At 42.3% G+C, this 15,107-nt stretch carries 19 protein-coding genes; 9 read left to right on the top strand and 10 right to left on the bottom strand.

Going from position 1 to position 15,107, the window contains the following annotated elements; all coding sequences use genetic code 11:
- Window positions 1-3 precede the first annotated feature (3 nt).
- The 3 genes from NZD81_RS16915 (at window position 4) to NZD81_RS16905 (ending at window position 1,958) form a co-directional block, all read left to right on the top strand.
- The gene (locus NZD81_RS16915) at window positions 4-942 is read left to right on the top strand and encodes a ring-cleaving dioxygenase (RefSeq protein WP_282374014.1); all 939 of its coding nucleotides are present in this window, start codon (window positions 4-6) and stop codon (window positions 940-942) included.
- A 106-nt stretch (window positions 943-1,048) separates the two neighbouring features.
- Window positions 1,049-1,438 carry a DoxX family protein gene (locus NZD81_RS16910; RefSeq protein ID WP_014662965.1) on the top strand — a complete coding sequence of 130 codons (390 nt, stop codon included), beginning with the start codon at window positions 1,049-1,051 and terminating at the stop codon, window positions 1,436-1,438.
- 181 nt (window positions 1,439-1,619) lie between these two features.
- Window positions 1,620-1,958 carry a thioredoxin family protein gene (locus NZD81_RS16905; protein WP_040084048.1) on the top strand — a complete coding sequence of 113 codons (339 nt, stop codon included), beginning with the start codon at window positions 1,620-1,622 and terminating at the stop codon, window positions 1,956-1,958.
- Between the two features lie 171 nt (window positions 1,959-2,129).
- Here NZD81_RS16905 and NZD81_RS16900 read toward each other — a convergent pair whose 3' ends face one another.
- From NZD81_RS16900 to NZD81_RS16885, 4 genes are all read right to left on the bottom strand, one after another.
- Entirely contained in the window at window positions 2,130-2,366 is a 237-nt protein-coding gene (locus tag NZD81_RS16900) for a spore germination protein (RefSeq protein WP_014662967.1), read from the bottom strand.
- Window positions 2,367-2,597: 231 nt separating this feature from the next.
- The gene (locus NZD81_RS16895; RefSeq protein ID WP_014662968.1) at window positions 2,598-2,891 is read right to left on the bottom strand and encodes a hypothetical protein; all 294 of its coding nucleotides are present in this window, start codon (window positions 2,889-2,891) and stop codon (window positions 2,598-2,600) included.
- Between the two features lie 33 nt (window positions 2,892-2,924).
- On the bottom strand, window positions 2,925-3,155 hold the full coding sequence (locus NZD81_RS16890) for a spore germination protein (RefSeq protein ID WP_014662969.1): 231 nt from the start codon (window positions 3,153-3,155) through the stop codon (window positions 2,925-2,927).
- A 123-nt stretch (window positions 3,156-3,278) separates the two neighbouring features.
- The gene (locus tag NZD81_RS16885; protein ID WP_014662970.1) at window positions 3,279-3,860 is read right to left on the bottom strand and encodes a DUF421 domain-containing protein; all 582 of its coding nucleotides are present in this window, start codon (window positions 3,858-3,860) and stop codon (window positions 3,279-3,281) included.
- Between the two features lie 209 nt (window positions 3,861-4,069).
- Here NZD81_RS16885 and NZD81_RS16880 point away from each other — a divergent pair, with 209 nt between their 5' ends.
- Window positions 4,070-4,777: a DUF421 domain-containing protein gene (locus NZD81_RS16880; protein WP_206869292.1), complete on the top strand. Its 708-nt coding sequence runs from the start codon at window positions 4,070-4,072 to the stop codon at window positions 4,775-4,777.
- An 11-nt stretch (window positions 4,778-4,788) separates the two neighbouring features.
- Here the strand turns inward: NZD81_RS16880 and cotP are convergent, their stop codons facing one another.
- From cotP to NZD81_RS16865, 3 genes are read right to left on the bottom strand one after another with little or no spacing between them, the layout of a single operon-like run.
- Complete coding sequence (gene cotP / locus NZD81_RS16875) at window positions 4,789-5,220, bottom strand: spore coat protein CotP (protein WP_014662972.1); 432 nt, start codon at window positions 5,218-5,220, stop codon at window positions 4,789-4,791.
- 12 nt (window positions 5,221-5,232) lie between these two features.
- Entirely contained in the window at window positions 5,233-5,475 is a 243-nt protein-coding gene (locus NZD81_RS16870; RefSeq protein WP_014478992.1) for a spore germination protein, read from the bottom strand.
- A 13-nt stretch (window positions 5,476-5,488) separates the two neighbouring features.
- The gene (locus NZD81_RS16865; protein WP_003243854.1) at window positions 5,489-5,761 is read right to left on the bottom strand and encodes a spore germination protein; all 273 of its coding nucleotides are present in this window, start codon (window positions 5,759-5,761) and stop codon (window positions 5,489-5,491) included.
- Window positions 5,762-6,116: 355 nt separating this feature from the next.
- On the opposite strand from NZD81_RS16865, the gene NZD81_RS16860 reads away from it, so the two are divergent.
- The 3 genes from NZD81_RS16860 (at window position 6,117) to NZD81_RS16850 (ending at window position 7,663) form a co-directional block, all read left to right on the top strand.
- Entirely contained in the window at window positions 6,117-6,716 is a 600-nt protein-coding gene (locus tag NZD81_RS16860) for a TetR/AcrR family transcriptional regulator (RefSeq protein WP_136654800.1), read from the top strand.
- On the top strand, window positions 6,713-7,048 hold the full coding sequence (locus NZD81_RS16855) for a DoxX family protein (RefSeq protein WP_289861009.1): 336 nt from the start codon (window positions 6,713-6,715) through the stop codon (window positions 7,046-7,048). Before NZD81_RS16860 ends, NZD81_RS16855 begins: the two co-directional genes overlap by 4 nt.
- 141 nt (window positions 7,049-7,189) lie before the next feature.
- Entirely contained in the window at window positions 7,190-7,663 is a 474-nt protein-coding gene (locus tag NZD81_RS16850) for a GNAT family N-acetyltransferase (RefSeq protein ID WP_172640238.1), read from the top strand.
- A 136-nt stretch (window positions 7,664-7,799) separates the two neighbouring features.
- Here NZD81_RS16850 and vmlR read toward each other — a convergent pair whose 3' ends face one another.
- The 3 genes from vmlR to dinB form a co-directional block, all read right to left on the bottom strand.
- On the bottom strand, window positions 7,800-9,443 hold the full coding sequence (gene vmlR / locus NZD81_RS16845; protein WP_282374015.1) for an ABC-F type ribosomal protection protein VmlR: 1,644 nt from the start codon (window positions 9,441-9,443) through the stop codon (window positions 7,800-7,802).
- A gap of 321 nt (window positions 9,444-9,764) precedes the next feature.
- On the bottom strand, window positions 9,765-11,141 hold the full coding sequence (locus tag NZD81_RS16840) for an amino acid permease (RefSeq protein ID WP_172640240.1): 1,377 nt from the start codon (window positions 11,139-11,141) through the stop codon (window positions 9,765-9,767).
- 170 nt (window positions 11,142-11,311) lie between these two features.
- Window positions 11,312-11,830 carry a damage-inducible protein DinB gene (gene dinB / locus NZD81_RS16835; protein ID WP_095432041.1) on the bottom strand — a complete coding sequence of 173 codons (519 nt, stop codon included), beginning with the start codon at window positions 11,828-11,830 and terminating at the stop codon, window positions 11,312-11,314.
- Between the two features lie 161 nt (window positions 11,831-11,991).
- Here dinB and NZD81_RS16830 point away from each other — a divergent pair, with 161 nt between their 5' ends.
- Window positions 11,992-12,450 (top strand): MarR family transcriptional regulator, encoded by a 459-nt coding sequence (locus NZD81_RS16830; RefSeq protein WP_040084379.1) that lies wholly within the window; start codon window positions 11,992-11,994, stop codon window positions 12,448-12,450.
- Window positions 12,447-15,104 (top strand): MMPL family transporter, encoded by a 2,658-nt coding sequence (locus NZD81_RS16825; protein WP_282374016.1) that lies wholly within the window; start codon window positions 12,447-12,449, stop codon window positions 15,102-15,104. Before NZD81_RS16830 ends, NZD81_RS16825 begins: the two co-directional genes overlap by 4 nt.
- Window positions 15,105-15,107 lie beyond the last annotated feature (3 nt).

Genomic DNA, 15,107 nt, shown 5'->3' with positions numbered 1-15,107 from the left:
AAAATGGCTAAAAAAACAATGGGAATTCATCATATTACAGCGATTGTCGGCCATCCTCAAGAGAACACAGATTTCTATGCAGGAGTGCTTGGGCTTCGTTTGGTCAAGCAAACTGTCAATTTTGATGATCCAGGTACGTATCATCTTTATTTTGGAAATGAGGGCGGGGAGCCGGGAACCATCATCACTTTCTTTCCGTGGGCTGGAGCCCGCCAAGGCGTCATTGGAGACGGCCAAGTTGGCGTGACTTCATATGTCGTGCCGAAGGGGGCTATGGCATTTTGGGAAAAGAGACTAGAAAAGTTCAACATTCCATACACCAAAATCGAGCGCTTTGGAGAACAATATATTGAGTTTGATGATCCTCATGGCCTGCACTTAGAAATCGTGGAAAGAGAAGAAGGAGCGGTTAACACGTGGACCTTCGGAGATGTAACGCCTGATGTTGCCATTAAAGGTTTTGGGGGCGCAACTTTATTATCAGCGCAGCCTGACAAAACCGCGGAGCTATTGGAAAACATTATGGGGCTGGAACGAGTCGGCAGGGAAGGAGACTTCATTCGTTATCGTTCTTTCGGTGATATCGGAAATGTGATTGACCTTAAGTTAACGCCTATTGGCCGCGGTCAAATGGGAGCCGGCACGGTGCACCACATTGCTTGGCGGGCTAGTGATGACCAAGATCAATTAGATTGGCAAAGACATATTGCTTCTCACGGATACGGTGTAACTCCTGTTCGGGATAGAAATTATTTTAATGCCATTTACTTCAGGGAACACGGGGAAATTCTGTTTGAAATCGCAACTGATCCACCGGGCTTTGCCCATGATGAATCACACGAAACAATGGGCGGAAAATTGATGCTGCCTGTGCAATATGAACCGCATCGGGCACAAATTGAACAAGGGCTGCTGCCGTTTGAAGTAAGAGAATTAGATTGATTTGACACATAAAAAAATAAAGAAACATATATTCAATTGATGATTGCTGGATGGATGGTACCGTCAGCAAAGAATCAGATGAAATCAAAGATGAGGAGAGATAAAAATGGAAGATGCAGGACTGTTGCTTATTCGGATTATGATTGGTGTGGTGTTTCTGTTTTATGGCACACAAAAATTATTCGGCTGGTTTGGGGGATACGGAATTAAAGGGACCGGACAATGGTTCGAATCAATTGGGGTAAAACCAGGTAACGCTGCGGCCGCTCTGTCAGGCCTTGGGGAGTTAGTAAGCGGAATTCTATTTATTTTAGGTGTGTTCCTCCCGCTTGGAGCTGCTATCATCACAATCATTATGCTAGGTGCGATCGTAAAAGTTCATGGAGCGAAAGGCTTTGCGAATGGCGCCGGCGGTTTTGAATATAACGTGGTGCTCATTGCCGTCTCCATAGGAGTTGCACTCATCGGTTCAGGAGCTTACGCTTTGCATTTTTAATACGAAAGTAAATCAGAACAGTTACTGTCATGCAGTAACTGTTCTTTTGTATTTACATTTTCGGCAAGCTTGCAGGTGATCTGCAAAGCAAAAAAGCGGAAATACTAAATATAAATCTGTATAGTGAATGGTATATATTAGCTTGGTCATGAAAGGCAGACCTATTTGAAGGAGTAAATGGATGAAAGAAATGACAGCATTACATTCATTAGATTCTATAGATCATTTTATCAAACAGCACCAATTCAGTTTTATCTATATATCAAGGCCTGGCTGTACAGTATGTCACGCAGTTCTGCCGCAGCTTAGAATAGTATTGGATCAGTTTCCAAACATCAAATTGGGGCATGTCAATGCTGACGATGTAGCAGAGGTTGCCGGCAAATTTTCAGTCTTTACTGTTCCCGTGCTTCTTTTGTTCATTGATGGGACTGAGTATTTGAGAGAAGCCCGCTTTGTTCATTTTGAACAGCTTGAACAAAAGCTGGATAGGGTTTATCGATTATATGAAGGCGAATAAAGGGTTTATACATTTATATTGGTCATCATGAATCCATCAGCATATTAGTACTCCTCACTTTATCATATCCTCAGCACTCACACCATCGAGCTTTTCAGAAAAGAAGCATCATATCAAACGAGACAAACGATTAAAAAAGAACTCATATGAGTTCTTTTTTTGTGGATCATGTTATTCTTCACTAGGTGAAGAAGGGTTATCATTCTGCCCTTGATCACTTGTATCATTATCACAACTTGCTGAAATAATAATGGAATTAGAAGGAGAGTAATCTCCTAATGTGAAATTGACACCGTAGTTTTTGCTGTTCGCAGTATGGCTGTTTTGCAAGTTTTGTCCGATATCTGTATTGGCGTTTTGTGTCATCCCATTTATCGTGAGATTTGAGATGTTGATTTGAGATCGCATGCTTCAAAAGCTCCTTTCATTCAGAAGTAGATGTCATAGAGGACGCTGGCAGTCTATTTACTTCTATGATATTTCGTTTTTATTTCATTGCATCAACATAATGGTAAAAATAAATGTGCCTCTTTAAGCGAGTCAATGAGCATCTCTTTTGAAGATGAACGTAACAGCATTCAAACCTATCAGCAGATTTAAAGCCGCCTGATCAAGAGGCGGCAGATCGTTATATGTCATCTATGAATTTGATGTATCGTTTTTCGTTTGCCTGAAGGATAAGATGGTCGTTTTTAATGATGAGTAGGAGCCTATAGCGGCGTAGCCATAAAACCAGCCCATAAACACGCCGGAAAAGAGGCTGTGTCGATGGCTTATGAAAACAGAAATGACAAGACCTATTATTAAAGCAACCGATGGCACAAAAGTTTTGGGGATTTTCAATAATATTTTGAGGATTTGGGTTATCACTATGATGATTGGAATGGCTATCACAGCATCCCAAAAGTTTGTATGAATAATTGGAAAAGCCATATGGCACCTCATGAAGTGTTTATTTCTTAATTTTTACGCTAAAAGCTTGGAAAGCAGCTCTTGGATCGCATATGTTACATTTTGGGCTTGATTGGCGGAGCTTGTTTGGCTTAAAGTATTGGATTCAAAAACCAAACCTGTATTACTCCCTCCTGAACCCTCTGTTGTTTTAGACACAGAGAACGGGCTGATGGAAACTGCAAATCCGTTATTAAAAACGCTGTTCCCGGATATCGAATGAATATAAACTGGGCATTTCATCATTCATCTCTCCTCTCCGTTATGACTGTTTATACAATATGGTGTGTGAGCAGCAGTTGCTTAAACAAAACGGCAAAAACTTTCAGTAAGAGACAAAAACCTGCAAAATGCCACAAGCGTCTTTTGTTAATGCAGCTTTTTAGGGACGTTTTTTTTATTTTTTTTACCAACTTCATCAAAAATATTCTGATTGCCAGACTGGGCTTGTCCATCCTTATTTATGAAATCGGGGTGAATGAGTTTTTTCAAATCCCTGACTGTTAAAGGCTTGGCGTCATCAGTTAATTCAATTCCTAATTGCCCGTTGGCCTCTAATGTCGCTATTTTAACATCTTGTATAGCCGTAACGCCGTGAAGCCTTAGCTGCATTTCAAGCTGGTCAGCTGTAAGTCTCATCTTCTTTAAGTTTTCGATATGAAGCTGTCCGTTTTCAATGACGATTTTTGCTTTTCCGGTTAACATCTTTTCAATGATGTTCGATTTCATTTGGATCCATTCCATAACGATGAGTGTGCTTGTGAAAATTGCCGCTGCAATTAATGTTTTGAAGAGGCTGTACTCGATGATTGGCTGAACGATAATCGTTCCGATCGAAATCATGACAACCGTTTGAGTTGACGTCATTTGTGCGATTGATTTCCTTCCTGAAATTCTCAGCAAAATGACCCCGGCTACAATGAGAACAAGAGATTCCCAAGTGAACTTCATGCTACCACCTGACCAATGAGGAATTAGATTTGTCCTGGGATTGGCTTTCCTTCTGGCCAATCGCAATTTAATATATCCGAAAGGCAGCCGGTTCATTCTGCTCTAAACCGAACAATATTTTTGGGGTAGATGGGATATATTAAGCCCAACAATGATATCGGCAGGAGTTTTTTGGCCAACACAATCTGGGAAGCGGGGAGCGCCATAACATGATTGAACTAGAAGTTGTCATTAGAACGGTTGCCAGCTTTGGATTGCTGTTAATCGCAGAACGGATTTTAGGCAAACAGACAATTTCTCAAATGACGATTTTTGATTTTATTGCGGCGATCACATTAGGGGCGATTGCTGCCGGATTAGCTTACAATACTTCAATAAAACCGCACAATATGGCCATTTCGTTTAGTATTTTTGTGCTAACCATTTTTTTGATTTCGTTCCTGTCGATAAAGAACAGGAAGCTGAGAAAATTTTTTGCCGGAGATCCTACAGTGCTGATTCAAAACGGGAAGATACTTGAATCGAATATGAGGAAAATGCGTTACACACTTGATTATTTAAATCAGCAATTACGTGAAAAAGAAATATTTAATATCGAAGAAGTACTTTTTGCAATCCTTGAAACGAATGGTCAGCTGACTGTGTTAAGAAAACCGCAATTCCGGCATGTAACCAAACAGGATTTAATGATTGCGGTAAACCAAGAACACAGGCTTCCGATAGAGCTTATTATGGACGGAGAAATCATTCAGAATAATTTACAGCAGAATCGATTGACAGAATCCTGGCTTTTGGAAGAATTGCGAAAAAGAGACATAAAGGTGAAAGAGACCGTATACGCAGTGCTGCTTGGTAATGGGGATATTTATGTGGATCAATATAAAGACCATATATCAGCCCCTGTGGATAAGGAATGAAAGGAACCATCTTAAAGCCCTTTTTGCAACGGGATGGTTTCGACTTGTCTTGGGTACGAAATGTGGAGAAGCCCGTTTAACAGCTGAATTTGTAATAAATGGGATTCGGTGGCTTCAGGAAGCTGAATGGTTCGCTCAATTTCTCCGTAATACCGTTCACGCAGCACCACCATTTCGTCTGGAAAAACAGGCGTGAGCGTTCCTTTGATCAACAGCTGGGTTTTAGATAATAAGCGGATTGTTAATTCTTCCTCATACACACCGGGCATTTCCACAATGATAAAATTATATTCTTCATCTTGATAAAAGTCGTAAACAAACGTAGAAGCTTCGGAATCAAAAAAATGTTCCGGGGCTTTATACTTGAGCACATTTGTCCAAAAGTCACTTTGTTTATATTCATTCGTAATCTCAAGCCACTTTCGAATTTTTTCGAAATCCATATGAGATTCTCCTTAAATTTGATTTGCAATCGGCGCAGAAGGGTTTCCGATTTGGTCTTGGTCACTAACGTCTGAATCAATATTTCCAGTGTTCAAAAGTGAAGACGTAGGCGAAAGATCCCCTAAGGAAAAGTTTGCTCCAAAATATTTGCTGTTCGCAGTATGGCTGTTGTGCACAGTCGGACCGACATCTATATTTCCGTTTTGCGTGACGCCGTTGATCTTAATATTTGCGATGTTAATTTGATATGGCATAGACGAAACCCCTTTAATCTAAAATTGGCGGTGGTGCAATCGGAGGAGCATTAACATTGGATGTATCAGAGTTGCCGATAGATGTCTGGTCATTTACATCAGGATCGTTTAAGAAGTTTTCCATAACCGATTCTGTAGGTGAGGTATCACCGAAAGAAGAATTGGTCCCTTGAGATTTTTGATTGTTGGTAGGGCTGTTATAAGCAGCTTCGCCTATTGTAATTGAACCATTGCCCGAAATACTGTTGATCTTCAAATAATATAGGTTGATTACTGTAGACGGCATCCCATCACACCCTTCCATCTTTCTGTACAGTACATTATGCGCCGCTGCACCCAATTGTTCCTTGCATTTGCTGGCAAAACTCTATCTGGCCCCGGAGTGATGCTCGTTAGAAAAAAAGAATAAAGTTTGTCACAGCCTGAATGTCAATCTATTCAGCAAATACTTATCAGTGAATGAAAAGCCATTGATATAGGAATCAATGAATTGATTGAGTTATTCGAAATACATGAGGCCTTTAATAAAGGAAGCTGGCAAACAGGATCAGTTTGAAATCATTGACAAGGAAGCTAGTGCCATGAAATAATACTCACGAATAACATTACTCGTGAGTATTATTTTTTGGGGGTGGTCCTCGTTGGAAAGTAAAAAAGGACGTAAAGGAGAAGAAAGCCGAAAACGATTACTCAAAGCTGCCGCTAATGAATTTTCGATTCGGGGATTCCATGACACGAAGATAAGTGAGATTGTAAAAAAAGCTGGGTTCACACAGCCTTCATTTTATCTGTACTTTCAAAGCAAAGAAGCCATCTTTGAGGAGTTAATCACCGATTTTCACTCCCGATTAAGAAAGCTGACAGAGTCACTTCTTCTGGAAAACGGATTACACACGGAGGATGTGTCAAAACGGGTGCTGTCTGCTGTGGAAACTGTTTTTCAATGTCTGGCTGAAGACAAGGATGTAACCAGGATCGGCTTTTTTCTCAACCCGGAAGCGAAACAAATGAAAAAAGACCTGGCGATGGTTTTGAAAGAAAACCTAGAAGCAGAACAGAGGCTTGGCTATTTTCACTCCGAGCTGGACATGGAAACGGTCGCTGAATGTTTGATCGGCATGATTGAACATTTAACCGATTCCTTTTTGTTAACCGGAATCAAAGATCCGGCAAGCCTCGCAGCAGAGGTTGTGAATCTTTTAATATACGGGATGCTTCCAAAAGGGAGTGACGTAAGATGATATCTATTATTTTGAAAGTCAGTTTGGCAGTTTTTATGCTTGTGGGAGGCATCATCAAGGTAATCCGCGTTCCCTTTCAAGTTGAGCATTGGCGGCATTATCAATATCCATTATGGTTTCTGACTGTTACTGGCATCCTTGAAATAGCCGGGGCACTTGCTATGACAGCGGGAATTTGGAATCGGTATGCAGCGTTAGGAGCAGGTGTGCTGTTTGTCGTTCTCATGGCGGGAGCAATTCATGCGCATATTTTTCGAGCGCGGCAATCGATCCTTATGACAATACCTGCGATGATCTGTTTGATTGTGTCTATCATGATAATCATGGTGTAACAAACCTATATGCAGGAGATCTCCTTCTCTTATTGAATAATAGAAAGTCCCAGGTATTAACCGGGTAATTGAAATAGAGCTTCATTTCTGCGTTATTCGTCCGGCACCAGCTGGGCTTTTTTTATAAAGGAGGAGTACAGAATGACATTAACTTTAGAAGCCATGACTTTGAAAGAATTCGAAGCCTTTCGCGGGATGTCCGTGCAAAATTATGCGAAACAAAACATAACGTCGGGAACTTGGACGGAAAAAGAGGCGCTTGAGAAATCGGAGCAGGCATATGAGAACATGATTCCGAACGGGCGAGACAGCAGCAATCATTATTTTTGGAACATCACAAATGACCAAGGGGAAAGAATGGGCTGGCTCTGGCTGTATGCTGATCCGTTTCACCCGCAAAAGGAAGCGTTTATCTATTCCTTTGGATTGTATGAAGCCTTTCGCGGAAAAGGACTTGCTCAATTGGCGCTTCAAAAGCTTGATGAAAGAGCAAGAGAGCTTGGCGTGGAAAGGCTGGCTCTTCATGTGTTTGCGCACAACGAGACAGCCGTCTATCTTTATCAGAAGATGGGCTATGCCATGACCAATATTCGTATGCGGAAACAGCTAAGCTGAAAAGCCGCTACGTTACCCAAACACAGCATGCCTATCTGGAAGCGATGATAGGGGATACTATAAGTCATCTTTTTGAAAATAAAAAGAAAAAGGACAACAGCTGTTGTCCTTTTCAATGCCGCTTGAACTTTGCCTCTCAGCCTTTTTTGTCTTGATGATCCAGCGCTTTGATTTGTTTCGTAAGCTCATGGAAAGCTTGATCAAGCTCCTTATACCCTTTATCATTTGGCGTCATAAAACTGAGCTTTCCCAGCACTTCTTGTCTTTCTGTCTCAAGCTTTAACCGAAGCTCCTCCCGCTCATTTCTTTCTGAAGGAGTGTCGTTTAACTGCTTTTCGATGCCGTTGTTTGAAATGACGAGTTTACTGTTTGTTGTTTTTTCGAGAAAGTAGCGGTCATGTGAAACCGCCAGCAATGTGCCGCTGTATTGTGACAGTGTTTCTTCCAGCTGTTCACGTGACGGCAGGTCGAGGTGGTTTGTCGGCTCATCTAAAATCAGCACATCTTTTTCCTCCAAAATATATGCCATCAGCTTGATCTTTACACGCTCACCCATACTCATATGCTTGATCGGTTCAGTCCATTGGGCGGCTGTAAAGCCTAAGTGCCTCATCAGATTTTGAACGTGCCCCCTTGCTTTGAATGTTTCATTCTCAAATAACTCTTCCGGTGTTTGTTCTAAAGGCAAATCAAACACCTCCTGCGTTAAAAAGCCGATGTTTGCGGACGGCGACACCCATACACTTCCTTCTGCTGTTTCCTGTCCCAGAATGATGTTTAGTAATGTCGTTTTTCCGCTGCCGTTGGGGCCTAAGATGGCAACCTTTTCGCCATGCTGAATCGTAAAGTTGGCGTTTTTAAAGAGAGTCCTTTCTCCAAAAGCCTTCGTTACATTCTGAACTTCCAAAAAACGTTTTCCTGTTTTGTGGGTTGTATCGATTGAAAAGCTGACTTTATATTCTGGGGTAACGGGTTCCGCCTTTGCTTTTTCCAGCTCTTTTTCCAGCCGCTTCCGCTTGGATTTTATTTGGGCATCCGTACGCTTCGCTTTTACCCGGTGATATTCTTTAAACCCCTCCTTTTTCGTCGATTGGGCGTGGGCTTTTTCCGACCAAGAAGCGAGCTCATTCATTTGTCCTTCAATTCGTTCAACCATTTTTTGCTGCTTTTCATATTCGCGCTGCTGGGTGAGTCTTCTCTTCTCCCGGAACTTCATATACCCGGAGTAATTCCCTTTGAATTCAACCAGCGTCTGATCCTCGAGGGACCATATTTTTGTTGCGGCTTCGTCTAAAAAATATCGATCGTGAGAAACGAGAATCACAGTGCCGCTATAATGTTTCAGCTGTTGGATGAGAAATTGCAAGCTTTTTTCATCAAGGTGGTTTGTCGGTTCATCTAACAGCAGCAGATCTGCATCCTCTGAGAGTCCTTTCGCCAGCCGCGCTTTCAGTTTTTCACCGCCGCTTAACTGATGAAATTCACGAAGGGGCACATGCCATTTCTCCAGTAACTTCTTTTCGGCAGGTGTCTGATTGGCAAAGGAATACGCCGCGGTTTCCTGTTCGACCAAAGCCATTTTTATATCCGCCCGAAGGATTTGTCCTTGTGCAGGGGCCAAGTCGTTGTGAATAAGGTGCAGCAGCGTAGATTTCCCAGCGCCGTTTTTGCCGATAATCCCAATGATATCTCCTTGCTGAACACTGGCATTTACGTTTTTAAAAACAGATAGATCCTTCACTTCGTAGCTCACGTTTGTTAATGTTATAATCTCTTTCATCCATATCCCTCGCTTTAAAGGGAGAATAAAAAAATCCTCCCAAATGTGTTGGAAGGATTAGCCGTGCCTGTGCATGATCAAATAAGCTATTCTTTATAAATAGCGGTGTCGTATATATAGAAAATGGGCAGACTAATCCTATTTTTTCTGATTTGAAATATTGATTTCAAACGGTAAAAATAAGATTAGTTAATCATTGTCCACCCATCATCCCTTCTTGTTTTGATTACAAACACTATAGCATACCTTCAAATTCAAAAGCAAAGGTCATTTTCATCAAAAAAACTCCTGCTCTCATTTTTGAGGCAGGAGTTTCGAATCTTATTGATGCTTCGCTTTTCTCACTTTATAAATCACAATCAGCAAAATAAACCAAACCGGTGTGACAAATAAGGAAACACGAGTATCCTGTGCCAGTGCCAGCACAACCAGAACAAACGCCAGGAACGCAAGAATCAGGTAATTTGTAAACGGATAAAGCGGAAGCTTAAACTTGTTTGTTTTCGCTAATTCAGGTCTTGTTTTACGGTATTTCAAATGGCAGATGACCGTAATCCCCCAAATATAGATAAAGCATACGGTTGAAATACTTGTGATCAGGGTGAATACGCCTTCTGGCATGATGTAGTTTAACGTAACACCGATTAAAATCACGATAGCTGAAAAGAATAAAGCATTTCTAGGCACTTTACGCTGAGTCAGTTTCGCCATTGACTCAGGCGCATTGTTATCTTTCGCCAGGGAATAGACCATACGGCTTGTACTGAATACAGCGCTGTTGCATGCTGAAGCAGCGGATGTCAACACAACAAAGTTGATAATACTTGCAGCCCCGACGATGCCAACCGCAACAAATACTTGTACGAATGGGCTTTCGCTAGGGTTGATGACATCCCAAGGATAGATGCTCATAATCACGAGAAGAGCACCGATATAAAAAAGCAGTACACGGACAGGGATATTGTTAATCGCCTTAGGGATTACTTTTTCAGGGTTTTCTGTTTCACCGGCCGTAAGCCCGACAAGCTCAATGCCGACAAAAGCAAATACAACCATCTGGAACGAGAGGATAAACCCGTGCATGCCATTCGGGAACAGGCCTCCATGGCTCCAGAGGTTTGTGAAGCTGGACACTCCTGAGCTTGTGGAAAAGCCTTTGAAAATCATCACAAGACCAATGACGATTAACGCCAAGATGGCAATGACTTTAATCAAAGCAAACCAAAATTCTAATTCTCCAAAAAGCTTGACTGTCGCCAGGTTCATAATCAGTAAAATAATAAGAGCGATTAAGCCGGGCACCCATTGCGGCACACCAGGGAGCCAATATTGAGTGTAAAGCCCGACGGCTGTCAGATCAGCCATCGCAATGGAAATCCAGCAGAACCAATATGTCCAGCCGGTGATAAAGGCTGCCATATCGCCTAGATAGTCTTGTACAAAATCCACAAAAGAGTGGTAGTTCAAATTTGATAACAGCAGTTCACCCAGCGATCTCATAATTAAAAAGCAAATGATTCCTGTGATCATATAAGCAAATAAAATCGACGGTCCGGCAAAATGAATCGATTTGCCTGAGCCGAGAAATAAGCCTGTCCCGATAGCCCCGCCGATGGCGATAAGCTGGATATGCCTGTTTTTCAAGCCTCTCTGCAATGTTTGCTGATTTATATTGTCTTTCGTCATGTCGTCTGTCACTTTATGTGTTCCTCCATTAAAAATTGATTATTGAGTCAGCAACTATTTTTAATGATTATTATAACACTAAAATTTCTATCTTTTTTACTATAAAGGGTATATGAAAGGAAATTTTAATGTGATTTGGACTATTCAGCAAAAGAAAGCAGCTCCATGTAGGAGCCGCTTTCCTATGCCTGTTCAGTTTTTTGCATGTACAGGTAAAGCCCATAATCTGTCGGTGCGGATGCGTATCCTGCCTGCCGCAGCATTGCCGTGATATTGCCGCGGTGGTATGTTCCGTGATTGACAACGTGGGGAATCAGTTCGGAAACAGTTGTTTTCATGATTCCGCCTGAGGGATTTTGAATCTGGAGGGGCTGATTGAGCTGTTCTTTTTGCTGTAAAAATAGTGTGTAGCGCTCGGATAACTTCAGAAACAGGTCTTCCATTTCCTCCATTTCTTTTGCCGCTGTCTGTTCTTTTAGCTGCTCAGCTAACGCCAAAGCATCGCTCATCGTTTTGCCGGAAAATACTTCAATCCAGCCGAGATCAGAAAGGTAAACATGAGACAATACATGGGATATCGACGGAAACACACTTTGAATGTCTTGATGGTATACCTCTTTTGGAAGCTCTTTTAATCGGTTGAAGATTTGCTGATTGGCCCAGATGTTATATTGATACAATTTCAGTGCAAAATCTGACATGTCAATTTTCCCCTTTCACGGTTATAACTCCTATTATACACGAACGAGTGTTCCGGGTGTTCACAAATAAAATATGTTGACAGATATAGTTTAGAGGAATAAACTAATTAACATTAATCATAAAGTTTAGCAGGGTAAACTACAATGAGGAGGGGAAGATGTTGAATGAACAAAAGCTATGTCAGGCGATAAACCTGTTTGTGGAAGTCCTGCTTGAAGGGACAGAGTTTGTGCATCGTGAAATCAATCAGGATGTCTTCAAGCATATCTCCAGAGAACAGGCAGACCTGTTAAAAATTTTAAAGGTCAAGGGCCCAACCTCTCCCGGCAGTCTGGCCATGTATCAAAATGTACATAAGAGCGCCATCTCTAACAGGCTGAAAAAGCTGCTCGATAAAGGATGGGTTGAATGGGATGACTGTCCGGCAAAAAGTGATAAGCGCTCTAAGCTTATTAACATCACAACCAGCGGTGAAAAAATTCTCGAAGAATTAGATTCCGCCATCTTTAACGCGCTCAAAGAGCTGATCGATGATATAGATGAGGAACACGTAAATTCCATCATAGAGATATTCACCATTTTAAAAAGCAAATTTAAAGGAGGAGATTCTGCCGAATGAGAGCCATCATCAAATTCAAGTGGGCAATTGCAGCCATTATATTAGCGCTTACCGTCGTATTGAGTTTATTTTCTCCGAACTTAACGGAGCTGGCCAATCAAAAGGGGCAGGCCCAGCTTCCCGCTAATGCTGTTTCAGAAAGGGCAAATGCCATTTTAAAACAAGCGGGAGAAGACAATAATTCGATCAGTGTTGTCTTTACATTAGACCACGCTTTAAAGAAAGAAACAGAGGATCAGCTCCGGACAATGATCGATAAAATCAAAAAGATCGACGGTGTAGAAGAGGTAACATCTCCTCTGTCAGCGGAAAAAGAAGTCAAAGACCAGTTGATGTCGAAAGACAAGAAAACCGTTCTCATTCCTGTCACGATTACAGGTTCTGATAAAAAGGCGGAAAAAATCGCGGACGAGATTTATCAAATCGTTCCCGATGATTTGACGGCATATATTACGGGAGCTTCCCTTATTAATCAGGATTTCGCTCACAGCTCAGAGGAAGGGCTTAAGAAAACGGAAGTGATCACAGTCTGCCTGATCATCGGTTTACTGCTGATCGTGTTCCGATCTGTTGTGACGCCTTTTATACCGATTGTAGCAGTGGGTTTTTCTTATCTGATCAGTCAATCCATACTTGGCATCCTTGTATACTATGTTGATTTTCCTATCTCGACGTTTACGCAAACCTTCTTAGTCGCGATTCTGTTCGGCATTGGAACAGATTACTGTATTCTGCTGCTTACACGATTACGTGAAGAATTGGCAAACGGGCATGACAAAAAAGAAGCGGCGCTTATCGCTTACCGCACAGGGGGAAAAACCTTATTCATCAGCGGATTCGCGGTATTAATCGGATTTTCCGCGTTAGGATTTGCGAAGTTTGCGATTTTCCAATCCGCCGTAGGAGTAGCGGTCGGTGTGGGAATCTTAATGATCATTCTCTATACACTGCTGCCATTATTTATGGTGACACTGGGTGAAAAATTATTCTGGCCATCAAAGAAAGTGCTGTCGCACAGTGACAACAAATTATGGGCGTTTCTCGGCAGACACTCCGTTGCGCGTCCGTTTCTGTTCATTGCCATCACGGTGGTGATTACGCTTCCGTTCATCTTGACCTATGATGACCAGATATCATTCGATTCAACTGCGGAAATCAGCAGTGATTATCAATCAATCAAAGCTCTCGAGGCCATCAAGGACGGATTCGGGGAAGGAAAAGCGTTCCCGATCAACGTTGTCGTAAAAGGAGACAAAGATCTCACAACAGCTGATACAATCCCTTATCTCGGAAATATCAGCAAAGCGATCGAGAAAGTCGATCATGTTGACTCTGTCATGACCATCACTCAGCCGACTGGTAAAAAAATCAAAGATTTATATATTGATAACCAGCTAGGATCGGTTTCAGACGGGCTGGATAAAACGGTAAAAGGGATTGCCGATGTCCAAAATGGATTAACAGATATAGAAAACGGCCTGAATCAAATGGCAGGGCAAACCGGCTCGGCCTCAAATAGCGGCTCTGGCGGTTCACTGGGTGATGCCGCAGATGGTTTGGGCAAAATCAATCAGCAGCTGCAGCTCGTGAGCAAACAGATTTCCCAAACTGGAAATACCGCACAGACCGTGCAGCAGCTTACAGCAATCAGCGGACAGCTTGGCCAGATTCAAACCGGCCTTGAACAAGCAAACCAGCAGCTCTCAGGCCAGCAGGCACAAGCCGGAACATTGACAGAAAGCCTGAAGAAGCTGTCAGAAGGCGTGAAGAGCGCAAATGAAGGCCTGACGAAAGTCTCTGACGGCATTACAGCTTCCAGTGATATGTTAGAGGACATGAGCAAAAGTCCAACTGTAAGAGATACAGGCATATTCATTCCTGGTCAAGTAATGAAGGACAAAGACTTTAAGAAGTCAATTGACCAATATTCCTTTGCAGACGGAAAAGGTGTTCAATTAAGCGTCGTTCTGGATTCAAATCCGTACTCAGAACAAGCTATTACGACAATCAACCAAATCAAAAAAGCTGTCGCAAACGAAGTTGATGGCACTCCTCTGGAGGATGCCCAGATCGTGTACGGCGGAGTCACGAGTATGAATGCGGACTTAAAAGAGCTGTCCACAACGGACTTCTCCAGAACGATGGTGATCATGATTATAGGCCTGTTTGTCGTGTTAACCATTTTGTTCCGCTCCATGATCATGCCGATTTATATGATCGCGTCACTGCTGCTGACGTACTATACGTCCATATCTATCACAGAATTGATTTTTGTAAACGGCTTAGGAAACGCCGGCGTCAGCTGGGCAGTACCATTCTTTAGCTTTGTCATCCTGATCGCATTAGGGGTAGATTATTCGATCTTCTTGCTGGATCGATTTAAGGAAGAGGTGCACCTTGGCATTCAGCAAGGTGTTGTCAGGTCAATGAGCAAAATGGGATCTGTCATTATTACAGCTGCCATTATACTGGCCGGTACGTTCGCGGCGATGATGCCTTCAGGCGTCAATACGCTAATGCAGGTGGCAAGTGTTATCATTATCGGGCTCTTGCTATATGGCCTTGTCATTCTTCCGCTCTTTATTCCGGCAATCATTGCGACCTTCGGAGAAGGAAACTGGTGGCCGTTCGGCAGGAAGAAAATAAAAGAATAATAG

It is taken from the genome of Bacillus sp. B.PNR1, assembly GCF_030386235.1.
Classification (GTDB): domain Bacteria; phylum Bacillota; class Bacilli; order Bacillales; family Bacillaceae; genus Bacillus; species Bacillus stercoris.
This window is presented reverse-complemented; position numbering and strand designations above follow the sequence as displayed.